This is a genomic window from Streptomyces hawaiiensis (genome assembly GCF_004803895.1).
In the GTDB taxonomy this organism is placed as follows: domain Bacteria; phylum Actinomycetota; class Actinomycetes; order Streptomycetales; family Streptomycetaceae; genus Streptomyces; species Streptomyces hawaiiensis.
The window spans coordinates 234,138-256,456 of record NZ_CP021978.1 but is presented as its reverse complement, the minus strand read 5'-3'; the positions used below and the strand labels follow the sequence as shown (position 1 = coordinate 256,456).

The 22,319-nt window shown below is 69.2% G+C and carries 23 protein-coding genes and 1 pseudogene; 11 read left to right on the top strand and 13 right to left on the bottom strand.

The window, feature by feature from the left end; genetic code table 11:
- Positions 1-29: 29 nt before the first annotated feature.
- Positions 30-416, top strand: coding sequence for a hypothetical protein (locus tag CEB94_RS01265; RefSeq protein ID WP_246111663.1), 387 nt, complete (start codon positions 30-32; stop codon positions 414-416).
- 547 nt (positions 417-963) lie between these two features.
- Here the strand turns inward: CEB94_RS01265 and CEB94_RS01260 are convergent.
- The 3 genes and pseudogenes from CEB94_RS01260 to CEB94_RS01250 form a co-directional block, all read right to left on the bottom strand.
- The gene (locus CEB94_RS01260) at positions 964-2,472 is read right to left on the bottom strand and encodes a DUF4246 domain-containing protein (RefSeq protein ID WP_175430376.1); all 1,509 of its coding nucleotides are present in this window, start codon (positions 2,470-2,472) and stop codon (positions 964-966) included.
- A 225-nt stretch (positions 2,473-2,697) separates the two neighbouring features.
- Positions 2,698-3,156, bottom strand: coding sequence for a carboxymuconolactone decarboxylase family protein (locus tag CEB94_RS01255; protein WP_175430375.1), 459 nt, complete (start codon positions 3,154-3,156; stop codon positions 2,698-2,700).
- Between the two features lie 94 nt (positions 3,157-3,250).
- A pseudogene (locus CEB94_RS01250) lies at positions 3,251-3,961 on the bottom strand (DUF3626 domain-containing protein); the annotation flags it as partial.
- Between the two features lie 82 nt (positions 3,962-4,043).
- Between CEB94_RS01250 and CEB94_RS01245 the strand changes: the two are divergent.
- On the top strand, positions 4,044-4,571 hold the full coding sequence (locus CEB94_RS01245; RefSeq protein WP_175430374.1) for a hypothetical protein: 528 nt from the start codon (positions 4,044-4,046) through the stop codon (positions 4,569-4,571).
- A 28-nt stretch (positions 4,572-4,599) separates the two neighbouring features.
- On the opposite strand, the gene CEB94_RS01240 is transcribed toward CEB94_RS01245, so the two are convergent.
- Together CEB94_RS01240 and CEB94_RS42105 are read right to left on the bottom strand one after the other, a co-directional pair.
- The gene (locus tag CEB94_RS01240; RefSeq protein ID WP_175430373.1) at positions 4,600-4,737 is read right to left on the bottom strand and encodes a hypothetical protein; all 138 of its coding nucleotides are present in this window, start codon (positions 4,735-4,737) and stop codon (positions 4,600-4,602) included.
- A gap of 144 nt (positions 4,738-4,881) precedes the next feature.
- Positions 4,882-5,067, bottom strand: a complete 186-nt coding sequence (locus CEB94_RS42105) for a Na+/H+ antiporter NhaA (RefSeq protein WP_425472412.1) — start codon at positions 5,065-5,067, stop codon at positions 4,882-4,884.
- Positions 5,068-5,219: 152 nt separating this feature from the next.
- Here CEB94_RS42105 and CEB94_RS01230 point away from each other — a divergent pair, with 152 nt between their 5' ends.
- The gene (locus CEB94_RS01230) at positions 5,220-6,488 is read left to right on the top strand and encodes a cation:proton antiporter domain-containing protein (RefSeq protein ID WP_175430372.1); all 1,269 of its coding nucleotides are present in this window, start codon (positions 5,220-5,222) and stop codon (positions 6,486-6,488) included.
- Between the two features lie 81 nt (positions 6,489-6,569).
- Here CEB94_RS01230 and CEB94_RS01225 read toward each other — a convergent pair whose 3' ends face one another.
- Positions 6,570-6,779 carry a hypothetical protein gene (locus CEB94_RS01225; RefSeq protein WP_175430189.1) on the bottom strand — a complete coding sequence of 70 codons (210 nt, stop codon included), beginning with the start codon at positions 6,777-6,779 and terminating at the stop codon, positions 6,570-6,572.
- A 51-nt stretch (positions 6,780-6,830) separates the two neighbouring features.
- On the opposite strand from CEB94_RS01225, the gene CEB94_RS01220 reads away from it, so the two are divergent.
- Together CEB94_RS01220 and CEB94_RS01215 are read left to right on the top strand one after the other, a co-directional pair.
- The gene (locus CEB94_RS01220; RefSeq protein WP_246111662.1) at positions 6,831-7,535 is read left to right on the top strand and encodes a hypothetical protein; all 705 of its coding nucleotides are present in this window, start codon (positions 6,831-6,833) and stop codon (positions 7,533-7,535) included.
- 214 nt (positions 7,536-7,749) lie between these two features.
- Positions 7,750-10,425: a DUF6185 family protein gene (locus CEB94_RS01215; RefSeq protein ID WP_175430371.1), complete on the top strand. Its 2,676-nt coding sequence runs from the start codon at positions 7,750-7,752 to the stop codon at positions 10,423-10,425.
- A 38-nt stretch (positions 10,426-10,463) separates the two neighbouring features.
- On the opposite strand, the gene CEB94_RS01210 is transcribed toward CEB94_RS01215, so the two are convergent.
- A complete protein-coding gene (locus CEB94_RS01210; RefSeq protein ID WP_175430370.1) occupies positions 10,464-10,817 on the bottom strand; it encodes an MmcQ/YjbR family DNA-binding protein in 354 nt (117 codons plus the stop codon).
- Positions 10,814-11,209 carry an MmcQ/YjbR family DNA-binding protein gene (locus CEB94_RS01205; RefSeq protein ID WP_175436833.1) on the bottom strand — a complete coding sequence of 132 codons (396 nt, stop codon included), beginning with the start codon at positions 11,207-11,209 and terminating at the stop codon, positions 10,814-10,816. Before CEB94_RS01205 ends, CEB94_RS01210 begins: the two co-directional genes overlap by 4 nt.
- A gap of 134 nt (positions 11,210-11,343) precedes the next feature.
- On the opposite strand from CEB94_RS01205, the gene CEB94_RS01200 reads away from it, so the two are divergent.
- Positions 11,344-12,276 (top strand): helix-turn-helix domain-containing protein, encoded by a 933-nt coding sequence (locus CEB94_RS01200; RefSeq protein WP_175430369.1) that lies wholly within the window; start codon positions 11,344-11,346, stop codon positions 12,274-12,276.
- Between the two features lie 411 nt (positions 12,277-12,687).
- On the opposite strand, the gene CEB94_RS01195 is transcribed toward CEB94_RS01200, so the two are convergent.
- Entirely contained in the window at positions 12,688-13,458 is a 771-nt protein-coding gene (locus CEB94_RS01195; protein ID WP_175430368.1) for an MBL fold metallo-hydrolase, read from the bottom strand.
- Positions 13,459-13,567: 109 nt separating this feature from the next.
- On the opposite strand from CEB94_RS01195, the gene CEB94_RS01190 reads away from it, so the two are divergent.
- Positions 13,568-14,170, top strand: coding sequence for a CGNR zinc finger domain-containing protein (locus tag CEB94_RS01190; protein WP_175430367.1), 603 nt, complete (start codon positions 13,568-13,570; stop codon positions 14,168-14,170).
- 475 nt (positions 14,171-14,645) lie between these two features.
- Complete coding sequence (locus CEB94_RS01185) at positions 14,646-15,041, top strand: nuclear transport factor 2 family protein (RefSeq protein ID WP_175430366.1); 396 nt, start codon at positions 14,646-14,648, stop codon at positions 15,039-15,041.
- A gap of 123 nt (positions 15,042-15,164) precedes the next feature.
- Here the strand turns inward: CEB94_RS01185 and CEB94_RS01180 are convergent, their stop codons facing one another.
- Positions 15,165-15,533, bottom strand: a complete 369-nt coding sequence (locus tag CEB94_RS01180) for a winged helix-turn-helix transcriptional regulator (RefSeq protein WP_175430365.1) — start codon at positions 15,531-15,533, stop codon at positions 15,165-15,167.
- 168 nt (positions 15,534-15,701) lie between these two features.
- Between CEB94_RS01180 and CEB94_RS01175 the strand changes: the two genes are divergently transcribed.
- Complete coding sequence (locus tag CEB94_RS01175; protein WP_175430364.1) at positions 15,702-15,842, top strand: hypothetical protein; 141 nt, start codon at positions 15,702-15,704, stop codon at positions 15,840-15,842.
- 114 nt (positions 15,843-15,956) lie between these two features.
- Here the strand turns inward: CEB94_RS01175 and CEB94_RS01170 are convergent, their stop codons facing one another.
- The 3 genes from CEB94_RS01170 to CEB94_RS01160 all read right to left on the bottom strand — a co-directional run bounded on the left by CEB94_RS01170 (position 15,957) and on the right by CEB94_RS01160 (position 20,639).
- Positions 15,957-18,269, bottom strand: coding sequence for an FdhF/YdeP family oxidoreductase (locus tag CEB94_RS01170; RefSeq protein ID WP_175430363.1), 2,313 nt, complete (start codon positions 18,267-18,269; stop codon positions 15,957-15,959).
- Positions 18,270-18,305: 36 nt separating this feature from the next.
- Entirely contained in the window at positions 18,306-18,926 is a 621-nt protein-coding gene (locus tag CEB94_RS01165) for an SRPBCC family protein (protein ID WP_175430362.1), read from the bottom strand.
- A gap of 648 nt (positions 18,927-19,574) precedes the next feature.
- Entirely contained in the window at positions 19,575-20,639 is a 1,065-nt protein-coding gene (locus CEB94_RS01160; RefSeq protein ID WP_175430361.1) for an alpha/beta hydrolase family protein, read from the bottom strand.
- Positions 20,640-20,753: 114 nt separating this feature from the next.
- On the opposite strand from CEB94_RS01160, the gene CEB94_RS01155 reads away from it, so the two are divergent.
- Entirely contained in the window at positions 20,754-21,398 is a 645-nt protein-coding gene (locus tag CEB94_RS01155; RefSeq protein WP_175430360.1) for a GNAT family N-acetyltransferase, read from the top strand.
- On the top strand, positions 21,395-22,270 hold the full coding sequence (locus tag CEB94_RS01150) for a PaaX family transcriptional regulator C-terminal domain-containing protein (protein ID WP_175430359.1): 876 nt from the start codon (positions 21,395-21,397) through the stop codon (positions 22,268-22,270). The genes CEB94_RS01155 and CEB94_RS01150 overlap by 4 nt, the downstream gene beginning before the upstream one ends.
- Positions 22,271-22,319: the final 49 nt, after the last annotated feature.

The following is a 22,319-nucleotide window of genomic DNA, read 5'->3' as shown; positions in this document are numbered from 1 at the left end:
ACCACCGACTCCATCACAGGGGGATCACCTTGAACACATCCACGCGCAAGCTCTCGGCCGTCGTCACCGGCGTGGCACTCACCGCTCTGGGCACCGTTTTCTCCGGCACGGCCGAGGCGGCCAATCCGTGCTGGTGGGGCGATGGCGGCATGCGCATGTACTGCAACAACGTCTCGGGCGCCACGGTCTACGCCACCCCTGACACCAGCCGTCCGGTCGGCAAGATGTACTCGAACCCGAGCTGGTTCGAGTGCCGCAGGGACACCGGCGCCTACATCGGCGGCCCGCACCCGAACCGATGGCTCTGGACGCAGGCCGACAACGGCGAGTGGGGCTGGATGAAGGACACGGACATCTACAGCGAGACCGACCCGGTGCCCACCCACATCGGCAACGGCATCCCCCAGCCCTGCTGACGCCGGCACCTCGACGGCCCTGGCCGTCTCCGAGGGCCTCACCGGCCCTCGGGGTGGCCGAGGCGCGTTCTGGGACGATGCCAGGCACCTTGTAGGGGTTATGCCTGTCCCCGCCGGTGCCGCTTTGCGTACGACCAGGTCACCGCGGTCATCAGGGCTGGGATGGCGAACAGCGGGGCGAAGGCGAAGCCCCAGACGGTCTGTGCTGGGAGTGCGCACGTCCCCGCTGTTTCCGGGGCGGGCGGCACGGCGTCCCGTACGACGCGGGTGAGGACAAGGCCGAGGGGACGTAGTTGCGCTCGTGCGGGGTCATCTTGTCGATGTGGAGTTCTCTGTCGTCCATGGCGCCAACCTAGAAGGAAGGCAAGAGGACCCTGCCGACCTACGGGACAGGATCCTGCCCCGCAGACCCGGCTCCGGGAGCCGTCCACGGGCTTCGAGGGCCTGGCGACTGCTCTGGTGGGCCAGATGCTCTACCCGCTGCGACGGCACCGTCGTTCCGGCTATCCGCACCTTCTGACCTGGACGTATCTGGAATGCAAGGGGTTCAGTGCTCGCAGAGGGAGAACTCTCGTTCGTAGAGCTGCTCGTTGTGTTCGTCGACGAAGAACTTGCGTTCCCGCATGAGTTGTTCGCGGTAGTTCTCAGCCTGTTCAAGCGTCATGGTCGAGGTGTCGGACCACGGTTGTTGCGCTGGCACATCGGATGTCGAGACGATTGTTTCCGATGGGTCGACCAGGAAGAACGCGAGAATCTTGCGGTGTCCCGGTCGGGTGGGGTCGACAAGGCGGAATGAGTCGACCCGGTGTTGCAGGATGTTCGGGAAAGCAAGACAACGGCCCGCTGGGGTCGATGCCGATCCCAGCATCTGGTTCAGCGCGTCTTCGTCCTCCAGGCCATAGACCTCACGCAGACCGTTGTCGTCGTTCTGCTCGTAGTGCGGGTCGTCGAGCGCCGCCCGGAAGCTCAGCCGGCTTTCGGTGATGTTTTCGCTGTCCCAGTAGTAGATGCCGGTGGAGACGATCCGCTCGTTCAGCATTCCCTCGACATGCCAGGATCCGCCGGGATACTCGGGCTTGTCGGGGGTGAGGTGAATGGTGGCGAGCTTGACGATCACCTGGAGACGGTGGCCACGCAGGTCGACTCGGGCGGATGCGTCGGGGCGCTCGGGCGGGGTGAAGGCCGGGGCGTCCGGGATGACAGGGCGGCGGTTTTCCCACCAGTCGTCCTGGGCCATTTCCCATACGCGGACGGCTTCTGCGTGGGCACCGTCATCACTGTAGGAGGATTTGTCTGGATACTCTGGCTTCGAGTCGTACCAGCCGTAGGGATCGGCCTCGATTCGCGCGGGCCGCCCATGGCGCAAATCGGTGAGCACGTTCTCCAGTAGCGGGCGCATACGCGCGAACAAGTCTGGCAGGACGGAGGCCAGTTCGCGATGAGTCTCGGGGTGGACGTTGTTGACGTACGAGCGGAAGGCGACATCGCCGTCGTCACTGACGTCGACATCCGTGGGCAGCCATTGGAATTTCTCCGAGAATTCGTATTTCGAGTAGCGGTCCGTCGGGTTCTGCCAAGCCCGCTCGGGCGCGCCGCTCACCCCTCTCACTAGGCAATAAAGTGAGGGATGAACCAGATCCAACACCTGGCCGTCGGATCCGGGATGCCAGTCCTGCTCTGCTTCGGGGACCTGTTCCAGAACCTGAACCGCCTTGCGCAGTCGCGATCTGAGCGTGTCGTCGACCAGTGTGTCCGACTGCCACACCCCGTCGACGGCGGACACCTCGACCCCGGTTCGCCCATCCCGCAGTGCGGCGTAATGCTCGAGTTCGGCAAGCACGTAGCGGACTTGCGCTTCGGTGAGGCCCTGGGCGACCGCTTCTCGCGTCCACCTCGCGACGATGTCGGGATCGTTCATCTTGTTGACCCACCCCGGCTTCGCACGGATGTGTGCGCTGCACTGCATCATCTGGAGTTCCCGCAGCGTTCGGGGTGTCGCGAACGAAAGGGAACGGGAAGCGTGAAAGGGCGAGGGGAAAGCAGACAAGCCGGTCAATTCTCTTGGTCCTCCCAGTCGGTGCGCGGTGGCGGGAAGGATACTTCAGCAGACTGACACCGCAGCCGTGTCCCTGGCATCGCTCATCCGGGAGCCAGGGCCTCGATGTAGTCGCGTGAGGTCCGGTTCGCGCTCGCCTGGTTCCTCGCCGCGCTGTTCACGTGGCGACTGACCAGTGTGGCTCAGTCACCACTGCGTGGTCCGTGAGTAGGGGCCGCGTTGGCCTCAGCCCCAGGTCTGGCCGGCCGGATCCTTGATGGTGCGGTTGATCCGGTTGAAGAAGTTGGTCAGAGCGATCTCCAGGTTGATCGCGCCGATCTGCTCCTCCGTGAAGTGGGCGTTGGCCTCGTTCCAGATCTCGTCGGTGACTCCCTCCGCACCGTCCTGCAGCCGGGTGGCAACCTCGGCCAGCCTCAGTGCCGCGCGCTCCGCGTCGGTGTAGAACGGCACCTCAGGCCACGCCGCCACGTTGTGCAGCCGCTCGTCGGTGTCACCGACCTTCCTCCCTCCTGCGACACTGGCGTAGACGCACGCCGAGCGGCTGTTGATCTGGCTGACGCGCAGATGGATCAGCGCGAGCAGCTTCAGGTCGACGCCCCCGGCGGCGATCGCCTTGTGCAGGTGCCGGACTGCGGTCCACACGTCGGTGTTGTCGGTGTTCTTGTTCTTGAGCCGGTTTTCCATGGGGGAGTGCTCTCCTTCATCGGGGTTACATTGCGGGGCTCGTGCCCGTCACCCCGTCCGGAACAACTCCCACAACCCCTCCGGCACCAGCGTCTCAGCGAAGGCCATCGAGTACAGCCCCCTCCGTCGGCGCCGGACTCTCCGAATCGTCAGCGACGCTGCAAGGCGCCCCGAAACGCGCGAGGTAGTGCCACACTTTCTTGATCGCCTGGGGGTCGTGGTGGCCGGCACGCGCTGCATCCGCGACGATGCGCGGATTGAGTACGCCGTCGACGGCGATCCGTGCGCCCAAGTCGACGTATTCCTGACCGCGGTAGCCGGGATGACGGAGGAGTTCCTCGACCCTGAGTCGGAAGCCGGGGTGCCACTCCACGGGGCAGCCCAGGCGCAGGGCCGCCACCTCGACAGCAGTACCTCGATAGCAGGGGTCCAGGACCAGTGCCTCCACGTGGCACTTCGGTCGCACAGGCCCGTGGACCTGCGCCTCGATGTAGTCGTCCAGGTCGTCCTGACGATCGGCGAGGGCGAGCTCGATGAGCCCCATGCGCGCCGCGACACCGAAGTTCGAGGGTTCAAGGAAACTGTCCGGGTAGCAGAACGTGGTCCGCGCCAGCGTCTCGGCTGCCAGCCGGAAGTGGGCAGAGCCGAACCGCGGCGCCCCGCCTTCGGGCTTGCGACGGAAGTTCAACGCCCCGTAGACGGGCCGCTCATGAGCCGGCGCTTCGTCGTACGCCCCGCCGAAGATCCGGCTCTCCCAACGCCACCGGTCGCCCCCGGGGTATGCGGTCAGTCCGCCGTTACTGGTCGCAGGCGCCCGTCGCTGTCACCCGCACCTGTCAGACCCCGGGGTACACTGCTCCGCTCCACCCTGACTGGAGGTCATCTGAGTGTTCCCCGCACGGGCACTTGCCGGTGCTCCGTTGGCTCTGGTGATTTTCGCCCTGTCAGGCTGCTCTTCCCACTGGGGCTGCACCGACACGACGGCGGAGCGCGGTGAGGCCGGTGTCAGGGTGCAGGTCGAGGACACGTCTGGGCGGCCTCTCGGCGTCACCGCCGAGGTCGTTGACTGGCGCCTTGAGCCCCATCCGCAGGTGCCCTCCGAAGGTGACCAGGTCCACTTCCACTACCGCTTCGACGGCGCTGACGAGATATCCGGTCCTGCAGTGGACGCCTGCGCGGTCGATGAGGAACGCGTGGCGTTGGGGTGTCAGACGGTCTATTCGTCCGAGGCGTTCGGGCCGGACGGTGACCTCACGGGCGACGCCTGGCTCGCCGTCGAACACCCTGAGCAGGTTGCCGGAGTGCTGTTGATCCCCAATGACCAGTCCTACGACAGACGTACCTGCGAGCAGGACATCATGGACGGTGGCGGGCCGCATCCTCCGGAACCAGTCGGCATGGGGGACCAGCTGTAAGGTCATTCGGTTGGTGAGCCGCCAGCAGTCAGGCCGTCGCCCCGTTGCGTCCGAGGCGGGCGAGCTGCTGTTCCCGGTCCTCACCGGCGACCGGCAGGCCATGGCCGAGCCCGTACGCAGCGTCCTCGGCCCGCTCCCGGGCAGCACGAGGTGGCGGCCAGGTCATGCGCCGCCAGCTTCGGTGCGCTGGTAGATGCCAGGGATGCCGTCGGCTCCGCGTCGAGGTTTTCCTCCTCGTGCAGGCGCCGGTGTACGGCGTTCCTGCGGCGCAGGAGCAGGCCGGCCAGTAGGGCGGCGGTGAGTGAAGCGATCAGGACGGCGGCCTTGACGTGCTCGCCGACGGCCGGGCCGGGGAAGGCGAGTTCGCCGTGCGGGGTGACTCCTTCTCGTCCTGGTCGCGGACCGTGCGCAGGATCAGGCCCATGGCGACCCCGGCGACGGTGGCGTGGATGCCGCCGTTGTACAGGAGCGCCCAGATCGCCGGCCCGAGTGGCACATACCACCGTAGCCGCAGCGGACCCGGCGGCCCCCCGCCTCGTCCGCCGCAAACGGGCAGGCAGCGATCTCGGTGACGTAGTCGGGCGAGGCACCGGTGCGGACGTGGTACACACCTGGCCTGGGAATGATCGCGTCGGGCAGGAGGTCTCAGTGACGCTTTCGGACGTGGTCTACGTCTTTCTGGGCCTGGGGGCGCTGGGGGCGGCTGTGCTGCCCCGGGTGGTGTCCAAGCGGCCGTTGTCCCTGCCCATGGTCTTCCTCGCCGCGGGGGCTCTGATCGAGTTGCTGCCGTTGGGCGTGCCGGCCGTGGATCCCGTTCGTGATCGCCTGTGGGTCGAGCACACCACCGAGGTGTGTGTGATCGTGTCGCTGATGGGCGCTGGGCTCGCCATCGACCGGCCCTTCGGCTGGCGCCGCTGGTCCGGTACGTGGCGGCTGCTGGGCATCACGATGCCGCTGACCGTGGCGGTCGTCGCCCTGCTGGCCTGGGGGCTGCTCGACTGGCCGCCCGCTGCCGCTCTGCTGCTGGGGGCTGTGCTCGCGCCCACGGATCCCGTGCTGGCCGGTGAGGTGCGCGTCGGCGAGCCGCTCGGTACCGAGCGCGACGAGGACGAGGTGCGGTTCTCCCTGACCAGTGAGGCGGGGCTGAACGACGGACTCGCCTTTCCGTTCGTCTACGCGGCCATCGCTCTCGCCGCGGCGGCCGGGACGGGGTGGTCGACGGACTGGATCGGATCGTGGGCTCTGACCGACCTGCTGGGCAGGTGTGCTGTCGGGCTGGCCGTCGGGGGTGGTGTGGGCTGGGTGCTGGGGTGGATGTTCTTCCGGGTGCGCACCTCGGCGCTGCGGCTGTCCGAGCACATGGAGGGCTTCGTGGCGCTGGGCGCCACCTTCATGTCGTACGGCATCGCCGAGGTGCTCCACGGCTACGGGTTCGTGTCCGTGTTCGTGACCGCCTGTGTGATCCGGGCCGCCGAGCGCAGCCACGGATATCACAAGGTGCTGCACGAGTTCACCGAGCAGATTGAGCGGTTGCTCACGGCCGTGCTGTTGTTTCTGCTCGGCGGTTACCTGGTGGCCGGCGCCTTGTCCGCCCTGACGCTGATGGGCGCGGTGCTGGGCGTGCTGGTGCTGCTGGTCGTGCGACCGCTGACCGGGTGGCTGGCACAGGTACGGACCGCCATGGGGAAGAAGGAGTCTGCCGTGGTCGCTCTGTTCGGGATCCGTGGCATCGGTTCGCTGTTCTACCTGTCCTACGCGTTGGGGCAGGACTCCTTCGGCGGGCTGGAACGGGAGTTGTGGGCGATCGTGGCCCTGACCGTCGTGATCTCGGTGGTGCTGCACGGGATCATGGCGACCCCGGCCATCGGTTACCTGGACCGGCGGCGCGACGGGGCGGAGCACGCCGGTCGGCCATAGACGGCAGACGTACGGGCCCGTGCTCACCAAGGCGCGAGGTGAGCATGGGCCCGTACCGAAGCCGGGCCGCCGCGGGGGCGGTCAGAGGGTGGTCTTCACCGACCCCTGGTCTTCGTCGTCGTCGCTGATCTCACCGGCCTTGCGGGCGCGGACGAACTCCAGGAAGGAGCCGAGCTCGCGCTTGACGATCGGGGCGAGCAGGTACAGGCCGATGATACCGGCCCTGCTGCCGGATCCCGGCAACGCGGACCGCGTCCGCCCGTCCGGCGCCGGGCAGTGCGGAGCGTTCACGCACGCACCAGGATGGCGGAGGCGGAAGCGAGGCGGAAAGGAGTGGCACGCATGCGGCGTGAACGACACTCCGCGACCGCGGCGGAACCACACCTGATGGAGCATCTGCGCAGCATGGTGTGGGGACCGGCCGAGTTCGTCGGCCCGCCACCGCTCCGGCTGACCGCGAGGGGAACTCTGGCCGGGTGTCTGGCAGCGGCCGCCGTCGTCGGCACTACGATCGCCGGTGCCTGGTACGGGGTCCCCGGACTGGCCGCCGGAGAAGGCGGTCTGGTGTGTGCCGCCCTGCTCGTTCTGTACCTGTGTGGAGTGAGGGCAGGACGTGCGCTGGTCGGTGTCGTCGCGGTGCTCGCGGTCTGCCTGGCCCTCCGGACGCCCCAGGCCGCAGCGGGTTTTGTGCTGGCGGAGCGGGGGCGTGTGGAGCCCGTGGTGGTGACCTCGGTCGATAGCGGCTCGAAAGATGGCACGGGCAGTGGCCGCTGTCTCTGCTCGGTGATCGACCGGAACGGCGTTCCCGTGAAGGTCTGCATCTGGCGCGGTTGCGAGCAGAACACCCGGCCTGGTGACGCGATCGCCGTCGTGTACGACGTGAAGGGCCGGGTGCCGCCGCGCGGTGCGGAGGGAGGGGGATCCCCCCTGGACGCGCTGAGCGGACTCGGCGGCTGTCTGGCCGGACTCCTGTCCGCATGTGTGGTCGCCGTCGTGCGTTCCTACCGGCTCTCCGCTACCGATCCAGCGCCTCGTCCGTCGCTCTGAGGCGGGCCGTTGGGCCGCACCCTGGTTCTGCCGGACGGCACTGATCACCCATCAAGGCTGCGGCCCGCGTCCCTGCACGGCCGCTGGCGCTCACAACATCGCGCGAAGTTTGCCATGAACGTTCGGCGAGAAGGGAAAGCTTCCAGGGCTGCGTACCCGCGGGGGTGCCGCATGGTGAATCGGTCGGGTCCACGGTTAGGGGGCGGTTGACCAGGTGCGCGGGTGTCGGGGGGCGGCTCTGCTGTTCGTGCTCCTGTGCGGGTTTCTCGGCGGGCAGATGCTCCTGTGGCCGGACGTCGGTCGGTCCGAAGGGCTGCCGGTCGTCGCGCGGGCGGACAACGTGCTCACCGTGCCCGACTGTGCCGAACGGGGGCTCAAAGGTACGACCGGCCGGGCCCGGATCGCGTTCGACCACGAGGGCCGGACGTACACGAAGGTGACCAGTGATCTGACCGTCACCGTTCCGATGTCCTGGACGCATGCCGACAAGTTGCTGTTCGGGCCGTCGAGCGAGGGGTACCGGCTGGCGATGCGGTGTCTGGTACGGGGGGACTGGCGGTTCGACACGCGCTGGGAGGAGTGGCGGTCGCACGACCCCGTCGTGGAGCCTGGAGCCCGGTCGGTGACCGTGGAGATCCGTACCCACGCCTGGGTGGACGAGCGGCGGAAGCTCCTCGTCGGGCCGTGGACCATCGACGTACGGCCGGCATGGTGGGGGGTACGGTTCACGCCTCCGAAGATCCTGGGTGCCGTGCGCTGGCAGAGCGTCGTCGTGGACCCCGGCCGGCCGGGAGTCTCCATGGCGACGCCGCGTGCCACCCGGGGCGAAGGCGCCCACGGGCTGCTGTGGACCTCCGTGGCGCCGGAGCGGCCCGTCACCGTACGGATCGAGCCGTCCTGGCCCCGGCGCTGGTCCGCGCAGGACGACAACGCGCCTTTCGGAGTCCTCAACGCGGCGGGGTACTTGCTCTGGGACCTCCTGGTCGCCGGAGCGCTGTGGCGGGCGGCGGTCCTTCACCGGAGCCGGCATCGGCTGCTCGACCCGGTCGAGCAGCGGGTCACGGCCAACCTGAGCAACTGGGGTGCGGCCCTGTTCTGTCTTTCCCTGCTGGCCAACGCGGACGAGATGCTGTTCGTCGCCGCAGGTGCGTTCGAAGACCCTGACGAATGGGCCCAGCAGGCACGTCTTGCCGTACACGCGTGGTGGCTGACGGCGCTGGCGGGCGTGGTCCTGCTGCTGTTCGCCGGTGCGCGGCGCCGTCTGCGCGTCGTCGGCATCGTGCTCGCGCTGGTGGCAGCGGTGCCCGGGGTGCTGCCGAGCGCGGTCGGACTGCACGCCCCGACCTTCGTCCGCCCCGAGGCGCACGGCCATGCCTGGTACACCGTGGCGTCCGTCGCCGCGGCTGCCCTCGCGTCGTTCACGCTCCTGGCGCTGGGCACGTGGGCCGCTGCCTGGCGGCTGTTGCGCGACGGCAGGCTCCTCCGCGATACAAGTGCGGACTTCCCCCTCAGCAGGGCGCTCGCCGTCTCCGTCGGCGGTGTACTCATGATCGGTGCGTGCCAGGCCGTCGCGAAGGAGCGCGACTGGCTGCGGGGCAGCTGGCCGAGTGCCTTCGTCGACCCGACGTACGTGCTCCGATGGAGCGACGGCACCTTCATCTCCCGGCACACGGGATACGGGGCCTGGCACCAGGCCGAGTTGCGCAGCGGTCTGCTGTGGTCCGCCGATCAGGCGCAGGACTGGTGGACGGGCAAGCTGTGGGTCCTGACGGCCCTGGCCATGCTCGCGTTCCTGCACGTGGCCTCGCGCCGGCGTACGGACTTCTCGGCGCCCGCCGGGCGGCTCCCGGTGCTGCGTACCGAACCGGGGCCCGTGGAGCGCTGGTTGCTGATGGTCTCCTACCCGGCCGTCGTGGTGCTGTTCCTCGGGATCTACGCGGCAAACAGCGTGCCCGCGCTGCTCTGGTTCTTCGTGGACCTGGCCGCCCTGGCCGTGTGCCTGCGCGTGGGGTCGCGGCGGGCAGTGCTGTACCGGCGGGCCGGAAACAAGCCGCGGCTCGGGAATGTGGTGACACCGGCGGACCGCGCCGTTCTGCTCACGGCGGCACGGGAGCACCGGGAGGGGCTCGCCAAGCTCCGCCGACTCGACCACGGGCAGGCCGACGAAGGCGTGGTCGACCGCGAGGGGATCGAGGAGGAGCTGAGAAACCTCCGTCAGTGGCAGAGCGGGCCGGGCGGGGCGGCGTCGGAGCGTGAACTCCCGCCGGGCGTCACGGTCGTGGACGCGGTCCTCGCGCTCGGACCCCGGGACACCTGGTGGGGCAACGCGACGCGGGCCGCCCGGTACGCCGCGCTCGTCTCCGTACCCTTCGCGGGGTTCCTGACCTGGGCGCAGACGCTGCGCGGCGATGCGCTCAACGGCACGCTGTACGACCCGTTCGGCTTCCCCGAGGTGGTGTGGTCGGTCGCCTCCTGGGTGTTCGCCTTCGCCTGGGCGGGCTTCCTCCTCGGCGCGCTGTGGCGCCGGCTCCCCGGCCGGCGCGGCCCGGTGAAGGCGCTGCCCCTGGCCGTCGCGTACGCCGTACCGGTCGGCCTCTTCGCCGTCGGCAACCATCTGCTCGGCGAGGAACAGGACATCCTCGCGCTCGCGGCAGCGGCGGTCCTGCTCGTCCTCACCCTCACGGCCCTGGCGATGGACCTCGATACCTTCCGCGCTGAGCGTGCCTTCTGGCCGTCCCGGACCCAACTGTTGCTGTCCGTCTACCAGATGCGGTTCTTCTCCTTGCAGATCGCGTGGATCTTGGCGCAGCTTGTCGCAGTGGTCACCCTCTGGCAGTTCTTCACCAGTGCCGACGCCCCGCCATCCGGTGGCGGCTCGGTGACCAAGTGACCCCACAAGCGGTCGTGCCTGCTGCGCGCCCGACGCGCTCAAGGAGTCGGTCTCGGCAGCCGCACGACCAGGTCGTAGGAATCCTCGACCGCCTCGGTGACCAGTCGTTCGGTGATGCCGGGTCCCGGCCCCAGGGAGATCCAGTGCCGTTTGTCGAGATAGCGGCCCGGTGTGATCGAGGTGTAGCCGCGTACTTGCGCGCGGGCGCGTTCGGGTTCGCACTTGACCGTGATGATCTGCTCGTCCGGGTCGTCGGTGACGATCAGGAACACTTTGCCCGCGACCTTGTACACGTCCAGGTGCTCCGTGAAGGGGTAACCGTGGTCCGTCCCGGGCAGCGCGAGGGCCGCCCGGCGGGCGGTGTCCTGGAGCCGGTCCCCGGCCGCGCTCACCGGGCCGCCCGCGTTCCGCCGCCGTAGGTGCGCGGGTCGACGGGCTGCTCGGCCTTGGGCAGGTGAGCGACGACGAGCCGGTAGGAGTCGGTGACAAGCTCCCTGACGAGCGCCTTGTCGACGCCTTCCCCGCCCTCCAGAGTGATCCAGTGCTTCTTGTTCATGTGGTAGCCGGGGGTGATGTGGCTGTTGTGTTCCCGCAGGGCGAGGGCCTCGCCGGGGTCCGCCTTGAGGATCACGACGGGACGCCCGGGGACCTCGGTCATCAGCATGAACACCTTGCCGCGGACCTTGTAGACCTCCCAGTCCGGGCCGAAGGGGTACTCCAGGTGGGCTCCGGGAAGTTCCTCCGCGCAGTCGGCGGCGGTCTTCTGCACGGTTGATCCGTTCATCACGTCGTTTTGTCTTCCTTGAGGCGGTGATGGGCTGCGGCGTCGAAGGACGCGGAGGGCGCGTCGCGCGGTCGCGGCGGCACAGTCCATCCTTGCCCCGGAACAGACACAGAGGGGCGGTAGGCTGCGGACACGTGATGGTCGACAAGCGACACCGCATGCCGAGCGACCGGGCCGGACGGGCCACGGTTCCGCTCTACGGTTTCCAGCCCCCGGTCGGCACTCCCTACGGGCTTGAGGTGAGTACCGTCGAGGACTTCTTCGCCGAGCACGACAACTGGCCGTGGAACCCTCCCCGCCCGGGCCGGGCCACCTTCCACTACCTCATCGCGGTTACCGAGGGCGAGCTGCGGCACGACGTCGACCACGTCACGCGGAGCACCGCTGCCGGCCAGTGGCTGTGGGTGCGTCCCGGACATACGCAGTGCTGGCATCCGCCCGGCACCGCCCGCGGCCCGTTCATCCTGTTCGAGCCGGACGTGCTGACGCCCGGCACCGCCCGCCTCCTGGCCCCGCTCACCGCGCACGACGCCCCGGCCGTACTGAGCCCGCACCCCGACGACGCCGCCTGGCTCCAGCAGACGGCACGCCAGCTCCTGGACGAACACCGCGCACTCGGACGCCGCCCCCTCGACATCCACCACGCCCTGCGCCGCAGCCTGCTCGAATCGCTGTTGCTGCGCCTCGCCAACTCCCCCGGCATCACCCCTGCCGACACGACGGCCCGTACGGGCCGTGGTGTCACCTACGGACGGTTCGTGGACGCCCTGGAGCTGAACTTCCGTGAGCTGCACCAAGCCGCGGACTACGCCGAGTTGCTCGGCTGTTCGGTCCGCACCCTCAGCCGCGCCGCCCGGGACGCCACGGGCAAGGGGGTGCGTGAGCTCATCGACGAGCGGCGCCTGCTCGAAGCCCGGCGCCTGCTGGGAGGTGCCCGGTGGGACGCCCGGGCCGTAGCCGCTCACCTCGGCTTCACCGATCCCGCGAACTTCGGCCGCTTCTTCCGCGACCGCACCGGTCTCACTCCGGCCGCTTTCGCGGCCCGCGAGACGACGACCGGTGTGTGACGCCCGCGCGGCGGCACTCTGCGGATCCATGACGGACCAGACCATCCCGGCGCGCCTCAGGATGTGGATGTGTTCGGCCCACGGACAGCGGTCCTCTGGTGGTCACCAGGCGACACTTCCGTGCTCCTCTTCTGGTCGGTCACCTCGTCGGCTGTCTGGTCCGCTCCGGCGCCACGCCGCTCTCCGTCCTCGGTGACCGCAACCCCATCCGCGACATCCACAGCCCTCGGCCGACAAGAGCACGACAGCCAGCCGCGCCCGAGAGGGACAACGGCAAGCCGAGTCAGGGTCTGGGGCGGGAGTGTCGTGAACGATGCCGCATCACTGCTTCGGTGTTTCCGCAGCGTGCTACTGGTGGTCCCTCTACCCGTGCCTGAACGCCGGTTACGCGAAGCCCTTGTGCGGGCTGGCTCAGGGGCGCCGGCCCCAGTCCAGGCGGTCGGCCAGACGGGCGGCGGTGAACGCGGCTTCCAGCTCGTCACGGCCCTCGGTGAAGTGGGCCCAGCTGTCGTAGTGGACGGGCACCACACGGCGGGCGCCGAGGAGGCGGGCAGCTTCGGCCGCCATGGCACTGTCGAGGACGATCACCCTTCCGTCGAAGACCTCGGCGAAGCGGGGGGCTCCGGCGAAGAGGATGGCGGTGTCCACCGGGGCGAAGCGCTCAGCGATCTCCTTGACCGCGTCGAGGGAGGCGTTGTCGCCGCTGACGTAGACCGTGGGCAGACCTTCCCCGGTCAGGACGAAACCGACGACCTCGCCGCAGATCGGCTCGACCTCCTCGCGCGGGCCGGGGCCGTGGATGGCGGGGACGCCCGTGACGGTGACCGTGCCGCCGTCGGGGCGGTCGAGGTCGATGGACTGCCAGTCCGCCAGGCCCGTGGCCTTCTCGCCGAGGCGCTGGCCGCCCCCGGGGGTGGTCAGGGTGAGGGGTACGTCCGCAAGCAGGGTCCGGCCGGAGGTGTCCAGGTTGTCGGCGTGTTCGTCGTGCGAGAGGAGCACCACGTCGATGGGGCCGAGGTCGGCGGGCGCGCCGGCGGAAGGGGCGGTCTTGGTCAGGACCACGGCGGGCGCCTGAAAGTCGCCGGGACCGTCGAAGGTCGGGTCGGTCAGGAAACGCAGACCGCCGTATTCGAAGAGGGCGGTCGGGCCGCCGAAGACACGGACCGCGAACTGGTCGGTCATTGCGGACAGAGAAGACACGTAGAAAGCACCTCACGGATAAGTATCGCTTGAACCGTGAGACGACCGTAACCGTTTCTCACGGAAGCATGCAAGCCGTACCATGAGAGAAATGGAGGAGTCCGTGATCGAAGAGCCCGCCCCGCCGCCCGCACAGGGAGAGGAAGAGCACCTGTCCCTCGCTCTCGTCAACAGCGCGATGGCAATGCCCGGCGGCCACACGGCCGATCGCTTGGGGACTCCCGCGCAGACCAACCGGTGGCTGACCGAGCGCGGTCTCGCACCGGTCGACGCCGGCATGCTGGACATGTGTGCGTCACAGCTGCGCTCGCTGCGCGAACAGATCAGGTCGCTGTTCGCCGCCCGCGCCGCAGGACTCCCCGCCCTTCCTGCGGCCGTCACGGCCATCAATGACGCCATGACCCGCGTCCCCACAGCCCCGCTGCTGCAGTGGGACGACAAAAACGGCCCCTACCGCGCCACCCCCCACCCCACCACCCAGATCGTCGACCACGCCCTGGCCGCCCTCGCCGCCGACGCGGCAGACCTCCTCACGTCCCCCGAGGCCGAACGCCTCACCGCCTGCGGCTCCCCGCCCTGCAACCGCTACCTGCTCCGCCAGGGCCGCCGCCAGTGGTGCTCCACCCGCTGCGGCGACCGCGCCCGCGCCGCCCGCGCCTACGCCCGCCGCACCCAGTCCGGGAAGACCACATAGCGAGCCCCGCCTGGCGGAGGGCGCCCCCTTCTTGGCCGAGCTCGACTCCGGCGGCTGAGTGCGGCCTCCTGCTCATCGGGCCCGCCGTCGCCGTGCGGAGACGGCTCCTCCGCGTTATCGCAGGAGTTGTTCGGCGCGGCACCAGGCTCGCCGTGGCAACTTCCGTCAGACCAACGGCTGTTGCTCAGCTGACGCCCCGGAGTCGTCCAGGCTCTCTGCCCCAGGTAACACCTTGAAGGGTGTGTGACGTGCGTCACCTCATCCCATTGGTTACGTTGAGGTGACTGGTTACCGATGGTGAGTATGGGCGTGCAGCAGGACGAACGCACCTGAGGAAGAGGGGCCGAGCACGGGGATCGTCACGGGCACGGCGTCGACCTGCTGCGGATCGAAGGCGAGCGCGTCGCGCCTCGCATCCAACCCATAACAGCATGTCGTACTGCCTCTATGTCGGGGGCGTAAGGAGCAAACGGCTATGACCAGCAAGAACATCAACATCGCGCGTGAGTACTTCCAGGCCGTACAGAAGGGTGACCTGGCCAAGGTGGGCGAGCTTCTGGACGAGGAAGTCGTCTGGCATCAGCCGGGCGCCAACCGGTTCTCCGGTGAGCACAAGGGGCGCGACGCCGTCTTCGCGATGCTAGGCGGGATGATGGAGGCCAGTCGGGGCTCCTTCGCCATCGACACGATTCACGCTCTCATGGGCAACGGCGACACGGTGGCCGCTTCGATCCACTTCGTCGGCCGGCGCGAGGACGCTTCCATGAGCATGGACGGCGTGGATGTCCTGCGCCTCGAAGACGGGAAGATCGTCGAGATGTGGCTGTTCTCCGGCGACCAGGAGGCCGAAGACGCCTTCTGGGGGCGGTAGGCCGCCAGCACCTCGCCCTGGCGGAAGCCGTCCGGCACGGCGGTGCCGTGCAGGACGGCGTGGCCCCGGTCACCAGGCAGGCTGTGCCTCCATGGGCCGCGTCCGCGACCTCGCCTGGAGTGATTACTGACGCGCGTCGTAGTTTTCTCGCGCCGCGACTACTTCGGCGATGTGCTCTTCGGCCCAGTGGCCCAGTGCCTGAAGAGGGGCGTGCAAGGTGCGTCCCAGTGTGGTCAGCTCGTACTCGACCCTGGGTGGTACCTCGGCGTACACGTGCCGGGTGACGATGCCGTCGCGCTCCAGGTCCCGGAGCGTCTCGGTGAGTACTTTGGCGCTGATGCCGTCGACGGTGGCGCGCAGGTCACGGAAGCGCATGCGGCCGGCGCTGAGAGCGATGACCACCATCGCCGTCCATTTGTTGGCGATGCGAGCGAGCGAAGTACGAGACGGGCAGGTCGCCGTCATGACATCGAAGGCCGGATATTGTGGCATGCGTGACGCCTCCTCATGGTTACGTCGAGGCCATTGGTTACTTGTGGTGAGTATAGGCCCCGGCAGTCGGTACTCGACTGGACCCGACCAAGGAGAGTCCAAGACGTCGTGCCGGTCGAAGGGCGCCGGGTCCGAAACCCTCGGACGTCACCCTCAGAAGGAAAAGCGATGGCGCACGACGAGGCAACGCGCGCACGAGGTACGGACGCGGCGCATCCGCCGCTGGCCATCCGGGTACACGGGGCGAAGGTCCACAACCTGAAGAACGTCGACGTGACGGTGCCGCTGCGTCAACTAGTAGTGCCCTGAGCCAAGTCGAAGGGTGGGAAGGCCTGGGGGTAGTGACGAAGGCGCATCGCCCCTGTCGGCAACGCCCGGCGGGGCCCGCTGTCGTCGCGGGCGCCGTCGGGATCGTCCGGTCGGTCAGGCGGGTGTGGGCTGTGTCCGCTCGAGGGTGGGTTCGAGGCGGACGACGATGCCCTTCGACGTGGGCTGGTTGCTGATGTCGGCGACGCTGTCCAGCGGCACCAGGACGTTCGTCTCCGGGTAGTAGGCGGCGGCCGAGCCCTTGGCGGCCGGGTAGGGCACGATCTCGAAGTTCTCGGCGCGGCGCTCGGAACCGTCCGCCCAGACGCTCACCAGGTCGACGTGATCGCCCTGGGTGAGGCCGAGTTCGGTCAGGTCGGCCGGGTTGACGAGCACGACGTGGCGGCTGCCGTGGATGCCGCGGTAGCGGTCGTTGTTGGTGTAGGGGACGGTGTTCCACTGGTCGTGCGAGCGCAGCGTCTGCAGCAGCAGGTGACCCTCGGGTGCCCGGGGGATCACGTGCTCGTTGCAGGTGAACAGGGCCTTGCCGACCTTGTTGTTGAAGACGCCCTCGTTGACCGGGTTGGGCAGTTGGAAGCCCCCGGGGCGCGTCACCCGTGCGTTGAAGTCGTGGAAGCCCGGCACGATGCGGGAGATGCGGTCGCGGATGGTGTCGTAGTCGCCCTCGAACGTGTCCCAGGGGATGTCCGCCTTGCCGTCCAGGGTGCGGCGGGCGAGCCGGCACAGGATGGCGACTTCGCTGAGCAGCAGCGGGGAGGCCGGTTCGAGGCGGCCCTGGGAGGTGTGCACCTCGCTCATGGAGTTCTCGACGGTGACGAACTGCTCGCCGTCGGACTGGACGTCACGCTCGGTTCGCCCCAGGGTCGGCAGGATCAGCGCGGTGTCGCCGCAGACGGTGTGCGAGCGGTTGAGCTTGGTGGAGATGTGGGCGGTCAGCCGGCACGAGCGCATCGCCTCCTCGGTGACCTCGCTGTCGGGAGCGGCGCGGACGAAGTTGCCGGCCAGGGCGAGGAAGACCTTGACGCGGCCCTCGCGCATCGCCTTGATCGAGTTCACCGAGTCCAGGCCGTGCGGGCGCGGCGGGTCGAAGCCGAACTCCTTCTGCAGGGCATCGAGGAAGGTGTCCGGCATCTGCTCCCAGATGCCCATGGTGCGGTCGCCCTGGACGTTGCTGTGACCGCGCACCGGGCAGGCGCCGGTACCGGCGCGCCCCAGGTTGCCGCGCAGCATCAGGAAGTTGACGATCTCCCGGACGGTGGGCACGCCGTGCTTGTGCTGGGTGATGCCCATCGCCCAGCACACGACGACGCGTTCGCTGTTCAGGACCTCGTCGCGGACCTTCTCGATCTCCTCGCGGGTCAGTCCGGTCGCCGTGCGCACGTCGTCCCAGTCCACGGTGCGGGCGTGCTGGGCGAACTCCTCGAAGCCGGTGGTGTGGGCGTCGATGAAGTCATAATCCAGGACGGTGCCGGGCCGGGCGTCCTCGGCCTCCAGCAGCAGGCGGTTGAGAGCCTGGAACAGGGCGAGGTCGCCGCCGGGCTTGATGTGCAGGAAGCGGTCGGCGATCTGGGTGCCGCGTCCGACGAGCCCGCGTGGTTTCTGCGGGTTTTTGAAGCGCCGCAGCCCGGCCTCCGGCAGCGGGTTGACCGCCACGATCCGGCCGCCGTTGCGCTTGGTCTCCTCCAGGGCGGTGAGCTGGCGCGGGTGGTTGCTGCCCGGGTTCTGCCCGACCAGGAAGATCAGGTCGGCGTGGTGGAGGTCGTCGAGGCCGACGGTGCCCTTGCCGGTGCCCAGGGTCTCGCTCAGGGCGAAGCCGCTGGACTCGTGGCACATGTTGCTGCAGTCGGGCAGGTTGTTGGTGCCGAAGGCGCGGGCGAAGAGCTGCAGGACGAAGGCGGCCTCGTTGCTGGCGCGGCCGGAGGTGTAGAAGACGGCCTCGTCGGGGGAGGCCAGCGCCTTCAGTTCCTGCGCCAGGACGCCCAGGGCCTCGTTCCAGCTGATCGGCTCGTAGTGCTCGGAGTCGGGCCGCTTGATCATCGGCTCGGTGAGCCGGCCCTGCTGGTTCAGCCACATGTCGGAGCGGGCGGCGAGGTCGGAAACGCTGTGCTCGCGGAAGAAGTCGGCGGTGATCCGGCGCGTGGTGGCCTCGTCGTTGATGTGCTTGGCGCCGTTCTCGCAGTACTCGTTGCGATGGCGCCGGCCCGGAGCCGGGTCCGCCCACGCGCAGCCGGGGCAGTCGACCCCGCCCACCTGGTTCATGGTCAGCAGGTCCACCCCGGTCTTGCGCGGGGAGGTCTGCTCCAGGGAGTACTCCAGCGCGTGCACGACGGCGGGGACTCCGGCCGCCCACTTCTTCGGCGGTGTCACGGAGAGGGTGGTCTGCGGCTCCTCACCGGGCGGGTTCTGCATCGGTTCGCCTTTCTCTTGCCGTGTCCGGCACGCCGGTCAGCCGACGGGCCACTGGGCCACGCGGCTCCTGGGAGGTTCCGGGTGATCGTGCTGCACGCGGCCGTTGCGGATGGTGCCGCGCCAGGCCCCGCCCTCCTGCCCCAGTCCCTCGATGAACTGCTTGAAGTTCATGAGTTCGCCATGCACCAGCCGAGCGGTCAGCCGGACGGCCCTGGATGAGCTGGTGAGGATCCTCGCGGCTCCCTGCGGTTCCAGGAGCATCCGGACAGTGATCGCGGTGCCACCGGACTCCGTCGGCCTGAACTCGACCTCGCCCTGGTGGGAGGGGTTCTGCTCCAGAGCGCGCCAGGCCATGTAGGCGTCGGGGTCCTGCTCCACGATCTCGACCGCGAAGCGGTGGCGCAGGGGCCCGTAGCCGATGGTCCAGGTGGTCACGGTGGACCTGATCTGCTCGACGCCGTGCACCACGGTCGAGAAGCGCGGGAAGGTCTTGAACTGCGTCCACTGGTTGTACGCCGTCCGTACCGGCACCGCGACCTCGACCGTCTCCTCGACGTGCCGCTCCCGCAGCGGGCGGCGGCGCGTGACGCCGTCGCCGTCGGTGCGCGTCCCCGGCGTGTTCGGCACGGCCTGCTGGGCGTCGTCTTCGTGCGCCATCGTGGTCTCTCTTCCGGTGAGGGAGCCGGGCGTCCGGGCACCCGGCCTCCCCTCGTGCGGCAGGGCTTCCCTTCAGGTTCCCCCAGCGTGCGCTTCGAGTCGCCCCGGTGCCTGCGTTGCCTGCGGTGCCTCCGGTGCCCCGCGCGATCCCGGCAACGAGAGGGGCTGGCCGGTCACGGGGCTTTCCTGGCTGAGGCGGCCGGCCAGCGGTGGCGTCGCGGACGGCGCAGCGCGGAAAGTCGTAGCGTGGCGGTGGCGAACATGTCGCCGGGGCCGGCCCCGCCGTCCAGCAGGAGGCCGGCCATGCGGTTGTCGAGTTCCGTCTGGATGGTGCGGCGCAGCGGTTGGCCGCCGCATGCCGGCTGGCGCCTGGGCGATCAGTGGCTTCTCCGCCAGCAGCTCCAGTTTCACCTCCTGTGCGTCCATCCGCCACTCGCTGTGATCCAGCAAGGGGCCGACGCTCGCGCCTGGGGCGTCGGTGGTGAGGCTGAATCGCCATGCTCGAGGTGCAGCGGCAGCGGGTCCAGCCGCGGGGTGCTGATGACCTGGGCCGCGAGGGGGCTCACGCCGCGACCGCCTCGGAGCGCTCGACGAGCCGGCCGCGTTCGAGGCGGGCTCTGGCCCGGACGAAGGCGACGAGATGGGGCGTCATGGTGTGGCGTTGCCGCCTCGGCCGAGATCCTTCAGGAACTGTCGCTGGTCGTCCAGGAAGCCGTTCACGAAGAGTGAGCGGGGGGAGAAGAGGGCGGTGAGCGTGGTCTTGACGCCCGACTGCTCGACGGACTGCTTGAGCAGTGAATGGGACGCCTGCGGATAGCGTTTGACCGTCAACGCACTGCCTGGGTCCAGTACCTTGCGGTAGACGCGCTCCGTGTCGGCGGTGTCCACGTTGATGTCATGGCCGGCGAGGGTCAGCAGCACCGGGATGCCGCGCAGGGCGCGCAGGTCTCGTGTGGCGTCCGCGGTGTAGTTCTTGGAGATGAAGCCCCAGCGGGCGGCGGTCATGCCGTCCGTGTCGCCGCCCGTGGCCTTCACGTACTCCTCGAAGGTCGCTTGCCGTGCGAGCAGTCGGCGGGTGGTGTCGCTCTTGGCGATCGCGGCCTTGGTGCGGGCCGCCGATGCGCCGTCGGCGCGCAGTTCGGCGAGGAGATGGTGGCGGCCCTGCTGGAGCCAGTTGATCGCCGGTGAGACGGCGATGACGAAACTCACCGGGGTCCTGGCTGCGATCTTTGGCAGGACCCAGCCCGCCTGGCTGGCGCCCCAGAGCCCGATTCGGTCGGCGTCGATGTCCGGGCGGGAGCGGGCCCAGGTGATTGCGGCGGCCGCCTCGGCGGCCCGGTCGTCCATGGACTGGTCGAGCCAGTTGCCCGGTGCGCCGGCGACGCCGGGCTTGTCCCAGGACAGAGAGGCGTAGCCGGCCTTGGCGTTCGCTTCCCAGATGGGCTTGTACCCGTCGTCGTGGGTGGCGTCGATGGGGCCGTCGCCGTGGACGTACACGACCAGGCCGTGCTGCCGGCGGCGGTCCTTGGGGGTGGCCAGTACGGCGTTGAGGGTGTGGCCGCCGTGGCGGATCGTGACCCGCTGCTCGTCCATGTCGTAGGAGTTCTGCCACAGCACCACACCGACGAGACCGGCGGCCACGACCAGGACGGTGACGAGGGACCACGCGGTGATGCGGAGCCCGCGCCGTCGGGGCTGGGTCTTCGGACACATGGGACGGCCGCCTCTGTTCGGTTTGCACAGGAGTTTGAAACTATCATCGCGGGAACGATCGTTGGAAGTCTGATAGATTTGGGTTTCGGTTTTCGAGGCGATGGGAGGGACGGCATGGGACTGGATGAGACCGGCTCCAGGACCGGGCCGGTGAAGGTTCAGCGCGGCGTTCCGGAGGGAGCCGAGCTGCGGGCGGCCGAGCTGTACTGGGACGCCTTCGGCCGCAAACTCGGTCCTGCGCTGAACCCGCCGGGCAAGGCGGTGCCCTTCATCGCCGCGCATCTGAACGCCGATCGCGCGGTCTGCGCCAGCTTCGAAGGGCGGCTCGTCGGCCTCGCCGGCTATCAACTCGGCGGGCGGGCCCTCACCGGGGGCACGGCCTCCGCCGTGCTGCGCGTGTACGGATACCTGGGAGGTCTGCGCCGTCTCCTGCTCCTCGCCCTGTTCGAACGCCGGCCGGCCCCCGGGCAGCTCGTCATGGACGGCATCGCCGTAGACCCGGACGCGCGCGGCCGCGGGATCGGAAGCCTGCTCATCGAGGAAGTGGCAGCCGTCGCGGCGGAGCATGGCCGCCGGGAGATCAGACTGGACGTGATCGACACCAATCCGCGGGCCAGAGCCCTGTACGAGCGACGCGGCTTCACGGCCGTACGGACCGAGCGCACGCCCTGTCTCCGAGGGTTGCTGGGGTTCGGCGCGGTGACCACCATGCACCGCCCCGTCGAGGCGGACGAGCCGAGAGGTCTGTGCGCACCGTGACCGACCACGTCGAGATCCCCACCCGCATGCTCGTCCACGCGCTGATCCGGGAGGACGGCACGGTCAGCGCGAACGAGCTGTACACCGTCGCTGCGACCCTCGGCATGAGCGACCAGCAGGTACGGCTGTGCGTCAAACGCCTCGTGGCCGAGAGCCGGTTCACCTCCCAAGGCCGCGGGCGCAAAGCAGTGCTGCACGCCAGCGACGACACCACACAAGCCCTGGCCCCCAACGCGGACTTCCTGCGGCTGGCATTCCGCCAGGATGCCGGGCTGGCTCCCTGGGACGGCGTCTGGCACCTGGCGGCCTTCGCCGTGCCCGAGTCGGCGCGCACGACCCGGGACGCCCTGCGCGAGACGCTCGTCCACCTCGGGGGCGCCCCGCTCCAGGGCGGACTGTACGTCTGTGCCAACGCCTGGGAACCGTACGTCGAAGAGGCGGCGCACCGCCTGGGCGCCCACAGTGCGCTCACCCTCCTCAGCACGACGGATCTACGCAGGGGCGACGCCCAGGAGCCTGCCGAACTCGCCCGACGCCTGTGGCCCCTGCAGGAGATCGCCGACCGCTACCACCGCCTCAGCCGCATCGCCCGACCCCGCCTCGACCGGCTCACCGGCTCCGCCGAACTCTCCCCGTCCGTCCTGCTCACCATCGCTGTCGAGCTGGCGGCCGAACTCACCCGTGCTATGGAGCCCGACCCACTGCTGCCGCCTCAGCTCCTGCCCCAGCCCTGGCCCGGTACCCAGGCCCGGGAGCTCATCGCCCGGTGCTGGGCGGCCCTGCCCGAGCGTGACCACGGCGAAGCCCGGCCGACCCTTTTCCGTCTCTACGCCGACATCACCCGAGAAGCAGCAGACCGGGCCGCGCGCTGAGGATGCAACAGACCGCGCCGTGCATGCCTGTTGGGTGAGGGCACCGTAT